Origin of the sequence: Streptomyces sp. NPDC101165, assembly GCF_044768135.1 — a bacterium.
Lineage (GTDB): Bacteria > Actinomycetota > Actinomycetes > Streptomycetales > Streptomycetaceae > Streptomyces.
The window spans coordinates 1-18890 of record NZ_JBIWPG010000004.1; the positions used below are offsets into that span (position 1 = coordinate 1).

The following is an 18890-nucleotide window of genomic DNA, read 5'->3' on the forward strand; positions in this document are numbered from 1 at the left end:
CAGTACCTGACGCAGACCGCCCAGGAGGGTGGCTTCGCCAGCCCGGACAAGGGCGAGAACGCTGCCAACGGCCAGATCGACGCGGGTGCCGACGTCCTCTTCGCCGCCGCCGGCCTCTCCGGCCAGGGTGTGATCAAGTCCGCCGCCGAGCACAAGGTCTGGGCCATCGGCGTCGACTCCGACCAGTACAAGCAGGCCGCGCTGGCCAAGTACAAGAACTACATCCTGACCTCGGCCCTGAAGAACGTCGAGGGCGCGGTCTACAACCTCTCCAAGTCCGTCATCAAGGACAAGAAGCCGCTCTCGGGTGACATCCGCGGCTCGCTGGACAACGGTGGTGTCGGCCTGGCCGACTCCAACCCGACCTTCAAGGGCAACGCCGCCATGCAGGCCGCGGTCAAGAAGGCTGAGGAAGGCATCAAGAACGGCACCATCACGGTGAAGACCTCCTGACGATCCAGTCAGAGGCCTTGGCCAACAGAACGCTGTAATGGCAGCGTTACGGCCACGGAACGGGGTGCGGAGAGGATGACCTGCCCGCACCCCGTTCGCGCGGCAGAATGCTCGGAACGGATCGGATTCTTGCTCGGGGCGAAGTTCTCGATCAAGGTCGGTCAGATCCGGGCACTATTTAAAGCAGGGGCGCTACGCGCGTAGAGCGGCCCCTTTCCCGAGGAGAGTGCGCCATCGACGCGTCCAGCAGCCCTCCGCTCACCGCTCCGTCGACAGTCGCGGTCGAGCTCGCGGGCATCACCAAGCGATTCCCGGGTGTCGTGGCCAACCACGACATCCGCCTGTCGGTCCGCAAGGGCACCGTCCACGCCCTCGTGGGCGAGAACGGCGCCGGCAAGTCGACCCTGATGAAGATCCTCTACGGCATGCAGAAGCCGGACGAGGGCACCATCCAGGTCGACGGCGAGCAGGTGAGCTTCTCCAGCCCCGCCGACGCCATCGCCCGCGGCATCGGCATGGTCCACCAGCACTTCATGCTGGCCGACAACCTGACCGTGCTGGAGAACGTGGTGCTCGGCAGCGAGAAGCTGTACGGCATCGGCGGTGGCGCCCGCAAGAAGATCAAGGAGATCTCCGACCGCTACGGCCTGGGCGTCCGCCCGGACGTGCTGGTCGAGGACCTCGGTGTGGCCGACCGTCAGCGCGTGGAGATCCTCAAGGTCCTCTTCCGCGGCGCCCGCACCCTGATCCTCGACGAGCCGACCGCCGTGCTGGTCCCGCAGGAGGTCGACGCGCTCTTCGACAACCTGCGCGAGCTGAAGTCCGAGGGCCTGTCGGTCATCTTCATCTCCCACAAGCTGGGCGAGGTGCTGTCCGTCGCCGACGACATCACCGTCATCCGGCGCGGTACGACGGTCGGGACCGCGATCCCCTCCCAGACCACCCCGCGCCAGCTGGCCGAGCTGATGGTCGGCAGCGAGCTGCCCACCCCGGAGACCTCCGAGTCCACCGTGACCGACCGGGCGGTGCTGGAGGTCAGGAACCTCACCGTGCACGCCCGCGGCGCCGTCTCCATGGGCACGGAGGAGGAGCCCTCCGCCGAGGGCCTCACCGAGTTCGCGCCCGCCGGCGAGGTCAAGAAGGTCCTCGACGACGTCTCCTTCACCATCCACGCCGGCGAGGTCATGGGCATCGCCGGTGTCGAGGGCAACGGCCAGACCGAGCTGATCGACGCGCTGATCGGCACCAAGCACGCCGACTCCGGCTCGATCCTCTTCCTGGACGAGGACATCACCCCCTGGCCCACCCGCAAGCGCCGTCAGTCCGGCGTCGGCTACATCCCCGAGGACCGCCACCGCCAGGGCCTGCTGCTGGAGGCCCCGCTCTGGGAGAACCGCATCCTCGGCCACGTCACCGAGAAGCCCAACGCCAAGGGCTTCTGGCTGAACCCCAAGGGCGCCCAGGACGACACCCGCCGGATCGTCGAGGAGTACGACGTCCGTACCCCCGGCATCGACGTCACCGCGGCCTCCCTGTCCGGCGGCAACCAGCAGAAGCTGATCGTCGGCCGCGAGATGAGCCACGACCCGAAGTTCCTGATCGCCGCCCACCCCACCCGTGGTGTGGACGTCGGCGCCCAGGCGCAGATCTGGGACCGCATCCGCGAGGCCCGCCGCGAGGGCCTGGCCGTGCTGCTGATCTCCGCCGACCTGGACGAGCTGATCGGCCTGTCGGACACCCTGCGCGTCATCTACGACGGCAGGCTGGTCGCCGACGCCGACCCGGCCACCATCACGCCGGAGGAGCTGGGCTCGGCCATGACGGGTGCCGCGTCCGGTCACCTGGAGCACGAAGAGACCGCCCCCGAGGGCGACGACAACGCCGGTCCGGAGGACGAGGCCCGATGAAGAAGTTCGACAAGGAGCGGGTGCTCGTCGCGGTGGCCGGCCCGGTCATCGCGCTCGTCCTGGCGATCGTGCTGACCTCCGTGGTCCTGCTCGCCTCGGGCAAGAACCCGATCGAGCCGTACATCCTGATGCTCCAGCAGCTGCCGTACTCGGACATCCAGGTGCTGATCATCAACCAGGCGTCCCTGTACTACATCGCCGCCATCGCGGTCGCCCTCGGCTTCCGCATGAACCTGTTCAACATCGGTGTCGACGGCCAGTACCGCCTCGGCGCGGTGATGGCCGCCGTCGTCGGCGCGCACGTGGGCCTGCCCGCCGTGCTGCAGGTCCCGCTGCTGCTGATCGTCGCCATGGCCACCGGCGCGTTCTGGGCCGGCATCGCCGGTGTCCTGAAGGTCACCCGAGGTGTCAGCGAGGTCGTCGCCACGATCATGCTGAACTCGATCGCCACCGCCGTCATCGGCTACGTCACCCTCACCGACGTGTGGGGCGTGCAGGTCGGCGACAACGTGACGACGGGCGTCATGAAGAAGTCCGGCTGGTTCCCGGGCATCAACCTGGGCTCGGACGTCGGTGAGATCTACGGCCTGGTCTTCCTCGCCGTCCTGCTCGGCATCGGCTACTGGGTCGTCCTGAACCGCACCCGCTTCGGCTTCGACCTGCGCGCCACCGGCGCCTCGGAGACCGCCGCCGCGGCCTCCGGTGTCGACGCCAAGCGCATGGTGCTGACCTCGATGCTGATCTCCGGCGCCATCGCGGGCCTGGCCGGCCTGCCGCTGCTGCTCGGCGACACCCACACCTACAGCCTGAGCTTCCCCGCGGGCCTCGGCTTCACCGCCATCGGCATCGCCCTGCTCGGCCGCAACAACCCCGGTGGCATCGCGCTGGCCGCCCTGCTGTGGGCCTTCCTCGACAAGGCCTCGCCCGCCCTCGACTACGCGACCCCCGTGGCGTACGACAAGGAGATCGCGACGATCATGCAGGGCCTGATCGTCTTCGCGGTCGTCATCTCGTACGCGGCCGTCCAGCAGTGGGCCCTGCGCCGCCAGCAGCGCCAGGTCGGTGCCGAGCTGGCCGCGGCCGCCGCCCAGAACACCAACAAGGAGGTGGCTGCCTGATGTCCACCGCGACCATCGCCAAGCCGCAGGCGAAGCAGCCCGGCAAGGGCGGCCGCCGTATGTCCCTCCCGGTACTCCTGCTGGTCATCGCGGGCGTGCTGGTGCTGACCTCGATCGTCCGCATCATCACCGGCGCGGACGGCATCACCTCGGTCGGCCAGATGTCCACCGCGCTGCAGCTCGCGGTCCCGATCGGCCTCGCCGGCCTCGGCGGCCTGTGGGCCGAGCGTGCGGGCGTCGTCAACATCGGCCTCGAGGGCATGATGATCCTCGGCACCTGGTTCGGCGCCTGGGCCGGCTACCAGTGGGGCCCGTGGGTGGGTGTCGTCTTCGGCATCATCGGCGGCGCGCTCGGCGCCGTCCTGCACGCCGTCGCCACCGTCACGTTCAACGTCAACCACATCGTCTCCGGTGTGGCGCTGAACATCCTGGCCCTCGGCGTGACCCGCTACCTGTCGAAGTTCACCTTCGCCAACGCCCCGCAGGGCTCCACCAAGCAGTCCCCGCCGATCGACTCCCTCGGCGAGTTCAGCATCCCGGGCCTGTCGGACTGGCTGAACACGCTCAACGAGAAGCACTGGTTCCTGGTCTCCGACATCGCCGGCCTGCTCGGCGGTCTGGTCACCGACCTGTCGCCGCTGACCGTGATCGCGGTCGCCATGGTCCCGCTGACCTGGTGGGTGCTGTGGCGGACCTCCTTCGGTCTGCGCCTGCGCTCCTGCGGTGAGAACCCGGTGGCGGCCGAGTCCCTCGGCGTCAACGTGTACAAGTACAAGTACATCGCAGTGATCATCTCCGGCGGCTTCGCCGGCCTCGGCGGCGCGTTCCTGTCCATCGTCGCCTCGAACGTGTACCTCGACGGCCAGACGGCCGGCCGCGGCTACATCGGTCTCGCCGCGATGATCTTCGGCAACTGGATGCCGGGCGGCCTGGCCCTCGGCGCGGGTCTGTTCGGTTACACCGACAGCCTCAACCTGCGCGGCGGCACGGTGAACGTCCACGCGCTGATCCTGCTGCTGGCGATCCTCCTGGTGTTCGGCGCCGCCTACCAGGCGTGGAAGAAGAAGTACGTCCCCGCCCTCATCACGGCCGTCATCGCGGTCCTGATGTTCGTCTGGTACTCCTCCACCAACGAGGTTCCGCGCCAGCTGGTGACGGCGACCCCGTACCTCGTCACGCTGCTCGTCCTCTCGCTGTCCGCGCAGAAGCTGCGCATGCCGAAGGCGGACGGCCTGCCGTACCGGAAGGGGCAGGGCAAGTGACCGCCGCGGCCGCCGACTTCGACTGGGAGGCGCTGCGCGCCGAGGCGCGGGAGGCCATGTCCCACGCCTACGCCCCCTACTCGGGCTTCCCGGTCGGTGTGGCGGCCCTGGTCGACGACGGGCGCACGGTCACCGGCTGCAACGTCGAGAACGCCTCCTACGGCCTCGGCCTGTGCGCCGAGTGCGGGCTGGTCTCGCAGCTGCAGCGCACCGGGGGGCGGCCGCCTCACGCACTTCACCTGCGTGGACGGCACGGGCGGGCTGCTCGTCCCGTGCGGCCGCTGCCGCCAGCTGCTCTACGAGTTCGGCGGCCCCGACCTGCTGCTGGACACCCCGGCGGGCGTCCTGTCGCTCTCCGAGATGCTGCCCCAGGCCTTCGGCCCGGACCATCTCACCAAGTAACTCCCGTACGGCCCCCCTGACCTGCGCAGGGGGGCCGTGCACTTCGCACCTCCCGGAAGGAAGCCATCAGCCATGGCCATGGACGCCATCTCCGTCATCCGCACCAAGCGGGACCGCGGTGAGCTGACCGACGAGCAGATCGACTGGGTCATCGACGCGTACACCCGCGGCGAGGTCGCCGACTACCAGATGGCCGCGCTCAACATGGCGATCCTGCTCAACGGCATGAACCGCCGCGAGATCGCCCGCTGGACGGCGGCCATGATCTCCTCCGGGGAGCGCATGGACTTCTCCTCGCTGTCCCGCCCGACCGCCGACAAGCACTCCACGGGTGGCGTCGGCGACAAGATCACCCTTCCGCTGGCGCCCCTGGTGGCGGCCTGTGGTGCGGCCGTCCCCCAGCTCTCGGGGCGCGGCCTCGGCCACACCGGCGGCACCCTGGACAAGCTGGAGTCGATCCCGGGCTGGCGTGCGCTGCTCTCCAACGAGGAGATGCTGCACGTCCTCGACACCACCGGCGCCGTCATCTGCGCGGCCGGTGACGGCCTCGCCCCCGCCGACAAGAAGCTGTATGCCCTGCGCGACGTCACCGGCACGGTCGAGGCGATCCCGCTGATCGCCTCCTCGATCATGTCGAAGAAGATCGCCGAGGGCACCGGCTCCCTGGTCCTGGACGTGAAGGTCGGCTCGGGCGCCTTCATGAAGACGATCGAGGACGCGCGGGAGCTCGCCTCGACGATGGTCGGCCTCGGCACCGACCACGGCGTGAAGACGGTCGCCCTGCTGACCGACATGTCCACCCCCCTCGGCCTCACCGCGGGCAACGCCCTCGAGGTCCGTGAGTCGGTCGAGGTCCTGGCCGGCGGCGGCCCGGCGGACGTCGTCGAGCTGACGATCGCGCTCGCCCGCGAGATGCTCGACGCCGCCGGCGTGAAGGACGCGGACCCGGCGAAGGCCCTGGCCGACGGCTCGGCGATGGACGTCTGGCGCCGGATGATCGCGGCCCAGGGCGGCGACCCGGACGCGGTGCTGCCCACGTCTCGCGAGCAGCACGTCATCAAGGCCCCCTCCTCCGGCGTCCTCACCCGCCTGGACGCCTACGACATCGGTGTCGGCGCCTGGCGCCTCGGCGCGGGCCGCGCCCGCAAGGAGGACCCGGTGCAGGCTGCGGCGGGCATCGAGATGCACGCCAAGCCGGGCGACACGGTCACCGAGGGCCAGCCCCTCCTGACCCTCCACACGGACACCCCCGAGCGCTTCGAGTACGCACTCCAGGCGGTCGAGGGTTCGTACGACATCGCGGCCCCGGGCACGGACTTCACGGCTTCGCCGGTCGTGCTGGAGCGCATTGCCTGATCAGGGGGTTTCCCGCTCGGGCGAAGGGGATCGGTGGATCTGCACCGGTCCCCTTCGTCGTGTCACCCCAGGACCGCCGCAACCGCGACCAGCACCGGCACCGACACCACCGTCGACAGCAGGATCGACTCCCGGGCCAGGGACTCGGCCACCCGGTAGCGGCTGGCGTAGGTGAACAGGTTCTGGGCGGCGGGCAGGGCCGAGGTCACCACCACGTCCAGGAGCGTGGCGCCGTGCAGGTCGAAGACGCCCCGCGCCAGCACCCACGCCACCAGCGGTTGCCCCAGCGACTTCAACGCCACCGACAGCAGGACCGGTCGGCGGTCGCGGCCCCGGCCGGGGGCCTTGCTGCCGTGCAGGGACATGCCGAAGGCCAGCAGGGCCGCCGGGACGGACATGTTGCCGATCAGGGTGAGCGGGTCCATGACCGGATCGGGGACCTTCCAGCCTGCCGCCGACACCACGACGCCCGACAGAGAGCCGACCGCTATCGGGTTGCGCAGCGGGGTCAGCAGACGGCGCCCGAGCGTGCCCTTCTCGCCCATCCCCGAGAGGTCGAGGACCGTCAGGGCGACGGGGGTGACCAGGACGACCTGGAAGAGCAGTACCGGCGCCACCAGGGACGCGTCACCCAGGACGTACGCGGCGATCGGGATGCCCAGGTTGCCCGAGTTGACGTAGCCGGAGCACAGGGCGCCGATCGTGGTGCGGCCCACGCCCCAGCGGCGCAGCGCGCCGATCGCCACGAAGACCCCGGAGACCGCTGCCGTGCTCAGGGCCGTCACCAGGAGCCGGCTGGAGAACAGCACCGACAGGTTGGCCCTGGCCAGGGTCGTGAAGAGGAGCGCCGGGCCCGCCACGGTGAACGCCAGCGCGGTCAGGACCTCGCGGCCCTGGTCGCCGAGCGAACCGCGCCGCCCGAGTACATACCCCACCCCGATGACGACCGCGATCACCGCGAACCCGCTCAGCACCCCCTGCACGGAGCCCACCCTCCGGCGGAGCAGGGGGGCGGGTCAATGTGATCTCCGCCCGGGTGCGGGCCGGCGCGATGAGTTACGGGCTGCTCGCCGGTCTACCGCACGTGGATGAGAGGACACCTGCCGTGCTCGTGCCGGCCGGCCCCGTCACCAGGGACGAGGTGACGGGGCTGTGCGACGACGTACGGGCGCTGCTGCAGGTCACCGGGGCCGGGACCGTCGTCTGCGACGTGGGCGGGCTGGGGCCGCCCGGTCTGGGCGTGGTCGATCTGCTCGCCCGGCTGGAGCTGGCCGCACGGCGGGCCGGGGGCCGGATACGGCTGCGCGACCCGGACCCCGCGCTACACGCCCTCCTCGATCTTGTCGGGCTCCGCTTCCAGGTGGAGGGGGAGGCCGAAGAGCGGGAACCAGCGCTGGGTGTCGAGGAAGAAGTGGAACCCGGTCAGCCGGCCGTCTGAGATCTCCAGGACCTGGATCGACCACGGTGTGAAGCCGCCCGCCTCCGGGTCCGGCTTGTACTGGGCGAAGCCCGGCAGCCCGTTGACCTGCACGGGCAGCAGGCGGGAGCCGGCGCAGGCGGCGCCCAGCGTGGTCATGAAGCCGGTGATGTCGTCGTGGCCGGTCAGCCACAGGTCGAACGGCGGCATCGTCATGACGGCGTCCTCGTGCAGCAACGCCGTGAGCGCCGTCATGTCGTAGCCCTCGAAGGCCTTCACATAGCGCTCCAGGAGCTTCTGCTGCTCCTCGTCGAGCGGGTCGGAGACCGCCGCCTCGGCACCGGCCTGCTCCCGCTCGGCGAGCGTCGCCCGGGCCCGCTGCAGCGCGCTGTTGACCGAGGCGACCGTGGTGTCCAGCAGCTCGGCGACCTCGCTCGCCTTCCAGGCCAGCACCTCGCGCAGGATCAGCACCGCCCGCTGCTTGGGCGGCAGTTGCTGCAGGGCCGCCATGAACGCCAGCCGGATCGACTCCTTGGCGACGGCCGCCTCCGCCGGGTCCTCGACCGTCGGCAGCACACGCGCGTCCGGCACCGGCTCCAGCCAGGTGTTGTCCGGGCGGGGGGCGAGGGCCGCCTGCGCGAGGGGCGTCGAGTCGGTGAGGTCCATCGGGCGGGCCCGCTTGTTCCCGGCCGTCAGCATGTCCAGGCACACGTTCGTCGCGATCCGGTACAGCCACGAGCGCAGGGAGGAACGGCCCTCGAACTTGTCGTAGCTCCGCCAGGCCCGCACCAGGGTGTCCTGCACCGCGTCCTCGGCCTCGAAGGAGGAGCCGAGCATGCGGTAGCAGTACCCGGTCAGCTCGGTCCGGTGCTTCTCCAGTGCGACGTCCAGGTCCGCCGTCGCCGTGCTGTTGCCCATCGTCCACCCACCCCTGTGGCCGTTCTGTTCACGCGCCTTCGCGCTCCAGCACTTCGGAAGCTACCGCAGCCCACTGACAATGGCCCCCCGAGCGCGGAAAAGCGCAGTTCAGACCGGTTGCTTCACGGAGTTGAGCGGACCTGGCGCCGGCTCAGTGCGCCGCCACCGGCTGCCGCCGGGCCGCCACCCGGGCCGCCCGGGAGCCGAGGGCCGTGATCGTCACGACCCCGAGGATCGCGAGGACGCCGACGGTGACCGTGCCGGCCCAGCCGCCCGAGTGGAAGGCCATCGCGCCGACCGTGCTGCCCGCGCTGGACCCGACGTAGTACGCGGACTGGTAGAGGGCCGAGGCCTGGGCGCGGCCTCGGGTGGCCGTCCTGCTGACCGCCGAGGAGGCGACCGCGTGTCCCGCGAAGAAGCCCGCGGTGATCAGCACCAGGCCCAGCAGGACCAGGGGCAGGGAGTCCGCCAGGGAGAGCAGCAGGCCCGCCGCCGTCGTGCCGCCGGCCAGGTACAGCGCACCCCGGCGGCCGAGGCGGCCCACCAGACGGCCCGCGGTCGACGCCGACACCGTACCCACCAGGTACACCAGGAAGATCGAGCCGACGATGCCCTGCGGGAGGGAGAAGGGGGCCTCCGTCAGCCGGTACCCGATCACCGTGTACACACCGCCGAACACGGTCATGAACAGCGCGCCGATCGCGTACAGGCGGCGCAGCAGCGGGTCGGAGAGGTGGTCGCGGACCGTGCCGAGCAGGACGCGGGGGCGCAGCGAGCCGGGCCTGAAGTGCTTCGGCGCCGGCAGCAGCAGCCGGAACGCCACCGCGCAGGCCACCGCGATCGCGCCGATCACACCGACGGCCACCCGCCAGCCCCACTCCTGGGCGACCCAGCCGGTGATCACCCGGCCGCTCATCCCGCCGACGCTGTTGCCCGCCACGAACAGCCCGATCGCCGTGACCAGCGCCTTCGGCCGGACCTCCTCGGCCAGGTACGCCGTCGCGGAGGCCGGCAGACCGGCCAGCGCCGCGCCCTGCACCGCCCGCAGCACCACCAGCGCGCCGATCGACGGCGCGAACGGCACCAGCAGCCCGACGCTCACCGCGACCGCCAGCGAGGCCGTCATCACCGTACGGCGGCCGAAGCGCTCCGACAGGGCGCTCATCGGCAGCACGAACAGCGCCAGACCGCCGGTCGCGGCCGCCACCGTCCAGCTCGCCTCGCTCGCTGCGACCCCGAACTCCCCGGAGATCAGCGGCAGCAGAGCCTGCGTGGAGTAGAGGAGGGCGAAGGTCGCGACTCCGGCGAGGAAGAGGGCGAAGCTCATCCGGTGGTAGCCGGGGCCGCCCGGCGCCATGCGGGAGTCGGACGCGGAGTCGGAGGAACGGACGGGCGAGACGGCGTCCACGCTGGTGGACGCCCCGGTACTGGCGGGAGACATGCCTCGAAGCTACGTACGGATCCGTTCATCCGTCCAATGCATGGATTCGCCATAATCGTTCCCATGGTGCATCAGCAGAGCTCACAGGCACGACTGTCACCGTCCAGTGACACAGAAGACATGGCCGAGATGTCGAGGTTGCTCGCCCCCCGCCTCGCCTATTTCGCAGGCGTCGCCCGCACCGAGCACGTCACCCGCGCCGCCCACGAGATGAACGTCCCCCAGTCGACCCTCTCGCGCGCGATGGCTCGCCTGGAACAGGACCTGGGCGTCGACCTGTTCGCCCGCCACGGCCGTACGGTCTCCCTCACCACCGCCGGCCGCACCTTCCTCGTCTCCGTCGAGCGCGCCCTCGCCGAGGTCGAGCGCGCCGCCGAGGAGGTCCGCGCCGACGCCGACCCGGCCACCGGCAAGGTCGCCTTCGGCTTCCTGCACACCATGGGCGCCGAGACCGTACCCGGCCTGCTGCACGCTTTCCGCGCCGACCACCCGCGCATCCGCTTCAGCCTGGTCCAGAACTACGGCGAGGCGATGCTGGAGCGGCTGCGGGCAGGAGAGCTGGACCTCTGCCTCACCTCTCCGGTCCCCGACGCGCCCGACCTTGTCGCCCGCCGCCTGGACGAACAGAAACTCCGGCTGGTCGTCCCGGCCGACCACCGCCTGGCCACCCGCCGCCGCATCCGCCTGGCCGAGGCGTCGGACGAAACCTTCGTCACCCTGGAACCCGGCTACGGTCTCCGCCGCATCACCGACGACCTGTGCAGAGAGGCAGGCTTCCGCCCGAAGGTCGCCTTCGAGGGCGAGGAGGCGGAAACCCTGAGGGGTCTGGTGGCGGCGGGTCTGGGTGTCGCCCTCCTGCCCCCGCCGACCGTCCCGAGACCGGGCGTCGTGGAATTGACGGTGACGGCTCCGAGGGCGGCCCGGGAGATCGGCGTCGCGTGGCTGGCCGACCGCCCGGACACACCCCCCGTGGCCGCCTTCAAGAAGTTCCTGCTCTCAAGAAGGGGAAGTCTCCTGCCCTGAGGGGTACGGGGCCGTGTCGGACATGCCTACCGTCTCAACGACTTACCGAACCCCGCAGCCAACGGCATCCGAAGCCCGATGGGCGGTGGAGCAGCCAGCGCGTCCTCCACAGGCCGTGACACCGAACACCCGAACAACGCCCCCATCACGAAGTCCACCGCAAGACTCAGCACTTCGTCCCGATGCTGATGCAACCCATGACCGTCGGAGTGCACTTCGAACCGGCACACGTCCCGGTTCGCCTTCTTCGCGCGAGCCGCCAGCCGGAACGACAACTCGGGGTCGGTCCGTTCGTCGTTCGTGCCGTGCACGACCAGCACCCGCCGCCCCACCAGCTGCTTCACCGGCTCGACCGCCGCGGCCACGTCCTCCTCCGGCAGCCAGGGCGCGAGCGCGACGACCGAGTTCACCGCCTCGTGCCCGCCGGCCCGCAGCGCCGCCCGTCCGCCCATGTCGAGTCCGACCAGACACACGGGAACGTCCCCGTACCGCCGTACGACCTCGTCGGCGGCCCACTCCGCGTCCCCCGCGAGATGCGCCTCGCTGCCGTTCCAGCCCCGGTAGCGGTAGTGGACGGCATGGACAGCCAAGCCCTCCGCGCGGCCCGCGCGGGCGAACCTGCGGCCGAGGGAGCGGACGAGGGCCGTCGCCTGGAGGGGCGACGGCCTGCGGGCGGAGACCTCCTCGCCCCCGGGGAGCAGCAGCACCGCTCCGCTCACTGACGTCGGCTCCGGGCCGACTGCCCTTCCCAGCCTGGCCGTTCGGACCGGCGTCGCTTGCTGTCCCATGACAGAACAGTGTCAGAAGCGACGGTGTACGAAACCCGTCCGTGCGGTCACCGTTAAATATCGACGGAAAAGTACATGCCGTACAGCGGCTCTCTACGCGCGTAGGCGCTACAGTGCGGCAATGACGAGCCAGACTGCACCGACTGGGACCGTCCCGACGCACGTCCCGACGCCGGACCAGATCCGCCGGGCCCCCAAGGTTCTGCTGCACGATCATCTCGACGGCGGGCTCCGCCCCGGAACCGTCGTCGAACTCGCCCGGGAGGCCGGCTACTCCCAGCTCCCCGAGACCGACCCCGACAAGCTGGGCATCTGGTTCCGCGAAGCGGCCGATTCCGGCTCGCTGGAGCGGTATCTGGAGACCTTCTCGCACACCGTCGGCGTGATGCAGACCCGGGAGGCGCTCGTCCGGGTCGCCCGGGAGTGCGCCGAGGACCTCGCCGAGGACGGAGTCGTCTACGCGGAGGTGCGGTACGCCCCCGAGCAGCACCTGGAGGGCGGGCTGAGTCTCGAAGAGGTCGTCGAGGCGGTCAACGAGGGCTTCCGGGAGGGCGAGCGGCTCGCCCGGGAGAACGGCCACCGCATCCGGGTCGGCGCGCTGCTGACCGCCATGCGGCACGCGGCCCGTGCCCTGGAGATCGCCGAACTCGCCAACCGCTACCGGGACCTGGGTGTGGTCGGCTTCGACATCGCCGGCGCCGAGGCCGGCTACCCGCCCACCCGGCACCTGGACGCGTTCGAGTACCTCAAGCGCGAGAACAACCACTTCACCATCCACGCCGGCGAGGCCTTCGGACTGCCGTCCATCTGGCAGGCGCTGCAGTGGTGCGGTGCCGACCGGCTCGGGCACGGGGTGCGGATCATCGACGACATCGAGATCCGCGAGGACGGCTCGGTGCGGCTCGGGCGGCTGGCCTCCTACGTCCGTGACAAGCGCATCCCGCTGGAGCTGTGTCCCAGCTCCAACCTGCAGACCGGGGCCGCCTCCTCCTACGCCGAGCACCCGATCGGGCTGCTGCGGCGCCTGCACTTCCGGGCGACGGTCAACACCGACAACAGGCTGATGTCGCACACCAGCATGAGCCGGGAATTCGAGCATCTCGTCGAGGCGTTCGGTTATACGCTCGACGATCTCGCATGGTTCTCCGTCAATGCGATGAAATCAGCGTTCATTCCTTTCGATGAACGGCTGGCGATGATCAATGACGTGGTCAAGCCCGGATATGCAGAGCTGAAATCCGAGTGGCTGTTCCAGCAGACCGCCTCCACCAGCGGTTCTTCCGGATCCGAGGGGTAGCGGCGGGGCGAACGACGGCACGAAATGCGGACGCGCTTTCACAAGTCGTCCGCATTTCGGTGTTTGCGGGCGGCGGTCCGGCATGTTTACGGTCGTGGACCGCTCAGAACGTTTGTTGTCTCCTGTCTCCGCATTCAAGGACGCATTCACCATGAAGCAGTCTGCTGCCAAGACCCTCGGTGTCGCCGCCCTCGGTGCCGCCTTCGCCGCCGTCGGTGCGGGCGCGGCCAACGCGGCCCCGGCCCTTCCCGACACCTCGCAGGCCCTGGACACCGTCACCAGGACGCTGCCGGCCGAGAACGTCGGCAAGGCGCTGCCGGGCGCCACTGAGGCGCTCACCCAGGGGCAGGGTGCCCTCGGTGGTGGGCTGGCCGCCGCGCAGCCGACCGTGCAGAAGGTCCTCGCCGACGGCCCGACCGCGCCGGCCGCCGGCCTGCTCGGCGGACTGCCGCTGCAGGGTCTGCCCACGCACGGTGTGCCGGTGAACGGCATCCCGCTCGGCTGACGTCCGCCGCGCGCACGACGCCGCTGGGGCGCCCCGGAGAGGTCCGGGGCGCCCCAGCGGCGTTCGCGTGCCCGGACTCACCAGGCGGTGGCCTTGGCCTGGTCCTCCGCCGGCAGCAGGATCCACAGCGCTATGTAGAGCAGGAACTGCGGGCCGGGGAGCAGGCAGGAGAGCAGGAAGACGACCCGCATCGTCGTCGCGGAGGTGCCGAAGCGCCGGGCCAGCGCGGCGCACACTCCGCCGATCATGCGGCCGTGGGTGGGGCGGGCGAGGCTGGACATCTGCGGCTCCTTCTGGGTTGATCGCTCGTTCGCTGACGCGTCGGGTGAGGCTCTCCCGTCGATCGCCTCAACTGTCCTCCACGGTACGGAGACGAAGGGGGGCGAAGCGTCGCTCTACGGGGCGATCCCGACCCTGGGAATCGTCGGGGTACGACCCTGAGGGAGGTCCTCCTGGACGGTGACCTGCTCCGCCTCGTGGGGTGCGCGCTCGCCCCGGCGCCGCAGCCAGGCCCGGCCCGCGGGCACCACGGCCAGGTGGGCCAGGATCACTCCCACGGTGTTCAGCAGCAGCGAGTCGACGTCCACGACCCTGCCCGGCACCCCGGTCTGCAACAGGGCAATGCCCAGCGAGATCAGGGCGCCCGTGGCCGCCGTACGGACCAGGGAGGTGAGCGGGGAGACGTCGAGCCTGCCGGACATCGGCAGCAGCACACCCAGCGGCGCGAGCAGCGCCAGCCCCTCGCCGAGGCGTCTGGCGGCCTCGGGCCAGCCCAGCGCCAGATCGGCCCGGATTCCGGCCAGCGGGCGCAGGTTGGCGGGCATCACCCAGGGGACGTCCAGAGGTCGCAGCATCAGCCAGGCGACGAGCCCGAGGTGCGCGACGAGGAGGACACCCCCTGTCACACGGATGCGGATCGCGGCACTGCCGCCGATGGAGCCTTGACGCTGCACGCCCCCCTAGACGCACCCCTGTGCACGATCGGTTCCGCATCCGTCACGCGGATGCACATGAGGTGTCCGCCACACCCGCCCGCGCGCGGCCGTTCAGCCGGCCGTGACCTCGCTGGACGGCGGCTCGGTCGTCCCCGGGCGGTTGCGGACGTCGTCGGTGCACTCGTAGCGGCGCAGCGGGGCGGTGCCCGGGCCGCCCAGGACGACCGAGCCGTCGCCCTCGGTCGCCGCCGAGTCGGACAGCGTGCACACGAGCTGGGCGAGGGCGTAGGAGGTGAGCTGTTCCGGCGCGGTGCTCAGCCTGAGCGTGTCGTCCGGGTCCTTCCGGCCCGGCCCGCTCACGCTCAGGCCGCCCGGGACGTACGTCGTGTAGCCCGCCGCCTTCTGCCCGGCCGACGGGGAGGCTGCGAGCTGGTCCAGCAGGCCCTGCGCCACGATCACCCGGCGCCGCTCGTCCGGCGTGCCCTCCGGGACCCGGACGGTCCGGTCGACGGCGACCAGGGACGAGCCGCACAGCAGGAAGACCTGAACGGCCACCCCCTGCGAGGACTGCGTCGACACACCCGGCCCGGACGGCGTGCACGGCACCCGGGAGGGCGCAGCGCCGAAGTCCGTCGGCACCTCGGTGGGCCGGATCCCGCAGCCGGTGAGCAGCGCGGCCAGGAGGGGCACCGCCAGCAGGCTGTGTACGGTCCCTGCTCTCATGACCCCTCCTTCCCGGAATTCCCGTCGTCGTTCTTGGCGCCCTCGTCGTTCTCCTCCGTCAGCCGTGCGGCGTCCCGCGGCAACCGCAACGTGAACACCGCACCCCCGTCGGGGGAGTTGGCCGCGGTGATCTCACCGCCGTGGATGTGGGCGTTCTCCAGGGCGATGGACAGGCCCAGGCCGCTGCCCTCCGAACGCGGCCGGGAGGCGCTGGCCTTGTAGAAGCGGTCGAAGACGTGCGGCAGGACGTCCTCGGGGATACCGGGCCCGTGGTCGCGCACCGCGATGACCAGGTCGTCCCCGTCGATGCGCACCGACACCCGCACCGGCGATCCGCCGTGCTTGAGCGCGTTGCCGATCAGGTTGGCCAGTATGACGTCCAGGCGGCGCGGATCGAGGCGGGCGTGGGCCCCGCGCTCGGCGTCCAGCTCCACGGCGTCCAGCCAGGCGCGGGCGTCGATGCAGGCGGTGATCTGGTCGGCGATGTCGACGTCGTCCAGGACCAGACGGGCGGTCCCGGCGTCGAAGCGGGTGACCTCCATCAGGTTCTCGACCAGGTCGTTCAGCCGCCGCGTCTCGCTGACCACCAGCCGTACGGCCGGCTCGATCATCGGGTCGATGCTCCCGGCGTCCGCGTCCAGCTCCTCCTCCAGCACCTCCGTGACGGCGGTGATGGCGGTCAGCGGCGTCCGCAGCTCGTGGGACATGTCGGCCACGAAGCGCCGGGACGCGTCGTCGCGCGCGGCCATCTCGGCCACCCGCTGCTCCAGCGCCTCGGCCGCGTTGTTGAACGTCCGTGACAGGTCGGCGAGTTCGTCCGTGCCCGAGACCCTCAGCCGGGTGTCCAGCCTGCCCTCGCCGAGCCGCCGGGCGGCCACCCCGAGCCGGTGCACCGGCTTCAGCACGGTCGTGGCGGCGGCCTGCGCGAGCAGCGCCGAGCCGATCAGCGCGAGACCCGTCGCGATCCCCAGCGACCAGGCCAGCGAGTTGAGGTCCTTGGCCTCAGGCTCCAGCGACTTGGCCATGTAGCCCGTCGGACCGCCGCCGATCAGCCGGGTGCCGGCGACCAGATACGGCGTGCCGTGGTTGTCGACCCGCTGCCAGTACAGGTGGTACGGCGACTCGTTGGAGTCGGTCACCTTCTGCCGCTTGTTCACCGCGGCCCGCAGCGAGCCCGGCACGTCGTCCAGCGCGAAGCCGTTGATGCCGCCCGAGTTGCCGTACACCGTGTCGCCGCTCGGGTCCTGGGCCACCAGCAGCACGCTGAACCGCTGGCTGCTGCCGGCCATCTGGCCCGCCGCGTGCTGCAGTTCGTCCTGCGAGGGGTGCACCGGCAGCGCACCCGCCCGGTTCTGCATCTCCTGCTGGAAGTCGCGCAGCACCGCGTCCTGGGCGCGGGTGAGCACGGCCTCCCGGTTCAGCCAGTACGCGATGCCCGACGCCGACACCGCGGCGGTGAGCGCGACCAGACCGAAGACGACGACCAGTCGCAGCCTGAGGCTGGTGAACCGCAGCCGCGACAGACTTCCCTTGCGCCCCGCGGCCCAGCCGCGCAGCCCCCCTTGCGTATCGGTCACTGAGGAACGTCCAGGCGGTAGCCGACACCACGGACGGTACGGATCAGGGTCGGCGACGAGGGCACGTCCTCCACCTTGGCGCGCAGCCGCTGCACACACGCGTCCACCAGGCGCGAGTCGCCCAGGTAGTCGTGCTCCCACACCAGCCGCAGCAACTGCTGCCGGGACAGCGCCTGACCGGGCCGCCGGCTCAGTTCCAGCAGCAGTCTCAGCTCGGTCGGCGTGAGCTGCAGGTCCTCGCCGTTCTTGGTGACGGTCATCGCGGACCGGTCGATGACCAGGCTGCCGAAGGCCGCCGAGTCGCTGGACTCGCGTTCGCCGCGGCGCAGTACGGCCCGGATCCGGGCGTCCAGCACGCGGCCCTGCACCGGTTTCACGACGTAGTCGTCGGCGCCGGACTCCAGTCCCACGACCACGTCGATGTCATCATTACGGGCGGTCAGCAGGATGATCGGCAGCTGGTCGGTGCGCCGGATGCGCCGGCACACCTCGAATCCGTCGATGCCGGGCAGCATCACGTCCAGCACGATCAGATCCGGTCGCTGCTCACGCAGCAGCTTCAGACCGTCCTCACCGCTGGCAGCGGTGGCCACCCGGTGACCCTGGCGCGTCAGAGAGAGCTCCAGGGCCGTGCGGATGGCGTCGTCGTCCTCGATCAGCAACAGGGAAGGCACGGGCTCATTCTGGCCCATGGACGGGCTCTCGTACGACCTGCCGACACCATGCTCTCCCTACCGCCACCTCCTGTGCGCGCTCTGTGACGGCCCTGGGCCGGACCCCTGTGACAGGTCTGTGACAGTCGACGGACACGGCCATGAAGGTCGCTCGGCAAGCTTTTCGGCACAGGCAAGGAAGTAACGCCGAGCAAGCCGGACACCGGAAGTCCACGACGGGGGAGCGCGAGATGAACACGCTGCACAGCATCAGCACCAGCGCAGTGGTCACGCGTCTGCACGACGTGCACCGGGGTTCCGAGAAGTCCGGCGCCGTGAGCGGGCGGGGGTGCGCTCGCGGCGCCGGGCGTCAGCACACCGGTTACATGACGGTGGTTGACACGTACACGGGGGAGACGCACGGGGGATCCGCGTACAGGGAGGACTCGGGGGAGCGCCGTTCGCTGACCGAGGCGGAGTTCACCGCCTACGTCCAGGAGCGCCGCGCCTCCCTGTACGCCACCGCCTACCACCTGACCGGTGACCGCTTCGAGGCCGAGGACCTGCTGCAGAGCGCGCTGTTCTCGACGTACAAGGCGTGGGACCGGATCAGCGACAAGGCGGCGGTCGGCGGCTATCTGCGCCGCACCATGACCAACCTGCACATCAGCGCCTGGCGGCGCCGCAAGCTCAACGAGTACCCGACCGAGGAACTGCCGGAGACGCCCGGCGAGACGGACGCGATGCGCGGCACCGAGCTGCGCGCGGTCCTGTGGCAGGCGCTGTCCCGGCTGCCCGAACTCCAGCGCACCATGCTGGTCCTGCGCTACTACGAGGGCCGCACGGACCCGGAGATCGCGGAGATCCTCGACATCAGTGTCGGCACGGTGAAGTCCAGCATCTGGCGGTCGCTCCGCCGGCTGCGCGAGGACGAGGTCCTCAGCTTCGGCCGTGACGAGGAGGACGCCTTCGGCGAACTGGTCGCCTGAAGGTTCGGGGGGAACGACGGGGGACCAACGGGGGACCACTGGGGGGTGGGCCCACGGGGGAAACGGGGAAACACGGGGGAGCACCGAGAAGCGGGACTGGAGGGCCGGGGGGTCCGTCCAGTCCCG

19 protein-coding genes and 1 pseudogene are annotated in these 18890 nt (G+C 70.7%); 11 read left to right on the forward strand and 9 right to left on the reverse strand.

Going from position 1 to position 18890, the window contains the following annotated elements; translation table 11 throughout:
- The 6 genes and pseudogenes from ACIRVH_RS09150 to ACIRVH_RS09175 all read left to right on the forward strand — a co-directional run.
- Positions 1-453, forward strand: a 453-nt coding sequence (locus ACIRVH_RS09150; protein ID WP_403949983.1) for a BMP family protein, incomplete at its 5' end; no start/stop codon positions are given.
- A 233-nt stretch (positions 454-686) separates the two neighbouring features.
- The gene (locus ACIRVH_RS09155; RefSeq protein ID WP_403950953.1) at positions 687-2360 is read left to right on the forward strand and encodes an ABC transporter ATP-binding protein; all 1674 of its coding nucleotides are present in this window, start codon (positions 687-689) and stop codon (positions 2358-2360) included.
- The gene (locus tag ACIRVH_RS09160; protein ID WP_403949985.1) at positions 2357-3478 is read left to right on the forward strand and encodes an ABC transporter permease; all 1122 of its coding nucleotides are present in this window, start codon (positions 2357-2359) and stop codon (positions 3476-3478) included. The genes ACIRVH_RS09155 and ACIRVH_RS09160 overlap by 4 nt, the downstream gene beginning before the upstream one ends.
- Positions 3478-4740: an ABC transporter permease gene (locus ACIRVH_RS09165; protein WP_403949987.1), complete on the forward strand. Its 1263-nt coding sequence runs from the start codon at positions 3478-3480 to the stop codon at positions 4738-4740. Before ACIRVH_RS09160 ends, ACIRVH_RS09165 begins: the two co-directional genes overlap by 1 nt.
- 56 nt (positions 4741-4796) lie before the next feature.
- Positions 4797-5142 (forward strand): annotated as a pseudogene (locus ACIRVH_RS09170) (cytidine deaminase).
- A gap of 72 nt (positions 5143-5214) precedes the next feature.
- Positions 5215-6498, forward strand: coding sequence for a thymidine phosphorylase (locus ACIRVH_RS09175; protein WP_393468036.1), 1284 nt, complete (start codon positions 5215-5217; stop codon positions 6496-6498).
- 62 nt (positions 6499-6560) lie between these two features.
- Here ACIRVH_RS09175 and ACIRVH_RS09180 read toward each other — a convergent pair whose 3' ends face one another.
- On the reverse strand, positions 6561-7481 hold the full coding sequence (locus ACIRVH_RS09180; RefSeq protein WP_403949989.1) for an AEC family transporter: 921 nt from the start codon (positions 7479-7481) through the stop codon (positions 6561-6563).
- A 68-nt stretch (positions 7482-7549) separates the two neighbouring features.
- Here ACIRVH_RS09180 and ACIRVH_RS09185 point away from each other — a divergent pair, with 68 nt between their 5' ends.
- Positions 7550-7936 carry an STAS domain-containing protein gene (locus tag ACIRVH_RS09185; RefSeq protein ID WP_403950956.1) on the forward strand — a complete coding sequence of 129 codons (387 nt, stop codon included), beginning with the start codon at positions 7550-7552 and terminating at the stop codon, positions 7934-7936.
- Here the strand turns inward: ACIRVH_RS09185 and ACIRVH_RS09190 are convergent.
- A complete protein-coding gene (locus ACIRVH_RS09190; RefSeq protein WP_403949992.1) occupies positions 7820-8833 on the reverse strand; it encodes a sigma-70 family RNA polymerase sigma factor in 1014 nt (337 codons plus the stop codon). The two genes, ACIRVH_RS09185 and ACIRVH_RS09190, sit on opposite strands and share 117 nt — an antisense overlap.
- Positions 8834-8984: 151 nt before the next feature.
- Positions 8985-10274 (reverse strand): MFS transporter, encoded by a 1290-nt coding sequence (locus tag ACIRVH_RS09195; protein ID WP_403949994.1) that lies wholly within the window; start codon positions 10272-10274, stop codon positions 8985-8987.
- Positions 10275-10337: 63 nt separating this feature from the next.
- Between ACIRVH_RS09195 and ACIRVH_RS09200 the strand changes: the two genes are divergently transcribed.
- Positions 10338-11297, forward strand: a complete 960-nt coding sequence (locus ACIRVH_RS09200) for a LysR family transcriptional regulator (protein WP_403949997.1) — start codon at positions 10338-10340, stop codon at positions 11295-11297.
- A gap of 26 nt (positions 11298-11323) precedes the next feature.
- Here the strand turns inward: ACIRVH_RS09200 and ACIRVH_RS09205 are convergent, their stop codons facing one another.
- Entirely contained in the window at positions 11324-12085 is a 762-nt protein-coding gene (locus tag ACIRVH_RS09205; protein ID WP_403949999.1) for an alpha/beta hydrolase, read from the reverse strand.
- A 121-nt stretch (positions 12086-12206) separates the two neighbouring features.
- Between ACIRVH_RS09205 and ACIRVH_RS09210 the strand changes: the two genes are divergently transcribed.
- Both ACIRVH_RS09210 and ACIRVH_RS09215 read left to right on the forward strand, forming a co-directional pair.
- Positions 12207-13382, forward strand: a complete 1176-nt coding sequence (locus tag ACIRVH_RS09210) for an adenosine deaminase (RefSeq protein ID WP_403950001.1) — start codon at positions 12207-12209, stop codon at positions 13380-13382.
- Between the two features lie 151 nt (positions 13383-13533).
- Entirely contained in the window at positions 13534-13887 is a 354-nt protein-coding gene (locus ACIRVH_RS09215) for an ATP-binding protein (protein ID WP_403950004.1), read from the forward strand.
- 77 nt (positions 13888-13964) lie between these two features.
- Here ACIRVH_RS09215 and ACIRVH_RS09220 read toward each other — a convergent pair whose 3' ends face one another.
- The 5 genes from ACIRVH_RS09220 to afsQ1 form a co-directional block, all read right to left on the reverse strand.
- Positions 13965-14168 carry a PspC domain-containing protein gene (locus ACIRVH_RS09220; protein WP_403950006.1) on the reverse strand — a complete coding sequence of 68 codons (204 nt, stop codon included), beginning with the start codon at positions 14166-14168 and terminating at the stop codon, positions 13965-13967.
- 114 nt (positions 14169-14282) lie between these two features.
- The gene (locus ACIRVH_RS09225) at positions 14283-14840 is read right to left on the reverse strand and encodes a VanZ family protein (RefSeq protein WP_403950009.1); all 558 of its coding nucleotides are present in this window, start codon (positions 14838-14840) and stop codon (positions 14283-14285) included.
- Positions 14841-14933: 93 nt separating this feature from the next.
- Positions 14934-15545 (reverse strand): hypothetical protein, encoded by a 612-nt coding sequence (locus tag ACIRVH_RS09230; RefSeq protein ID WP_403950012.1) that lies wholly within the window; start codon positions 15543-15545, stop codon positions 14934-14936.
- Positions 15542-17122 carry an ATP-binding protein gene (locus tag ACIRVH_RS09235; RefSeq protein ID WP_403950014.1) on the reverse strand — a complete coding sequence of 527 codons (1581 nt, stop codon included), beginning with the start codon at positions 17120-17122 and terminating at the stop codon, positions 15542-15544. The genes ACIRVH_RS09230 and ACIRVH_RS09235 overlap by 4 nt, the downstream gene beginning before the upstream one ends.
- Positions 17119-17796, reverse strand: a complete 678-nt coding sequence (gene afsQ1 / locus ACIRVH_RS09240) for a two-component system response regulator AfsQ1 (RefSeq protein ID WP_403950017.1) — start codon at positions 17794-17796, stop codon at positions 17119-17121. The genes ACIRVH_RS09235 and afsQ1 overlap by 4 nt, the downstream gene beginning before the upstream one ends.
- Before the next feature lie 230 nt (positions 17797-18026).
- On the opposite strand from afsQ1, the gene ACIRVH_RS09245 reads away from it, so the two are divergent.
- The gene (locus ACIRVH_RS09245) at positions 18027-18764 is read left to right on the forward strand and encodes a SigE family RNA polymerase sigma factor (protein ID WP_403950019.1); all 738 of its coding nucleotides are present in this window, start codon (positions 18027-18029) and stop codon (positions 18762-18764) included.
- The last annotated feature ends 126 nt before the right edge of the window (positions 18765-18890 follow it).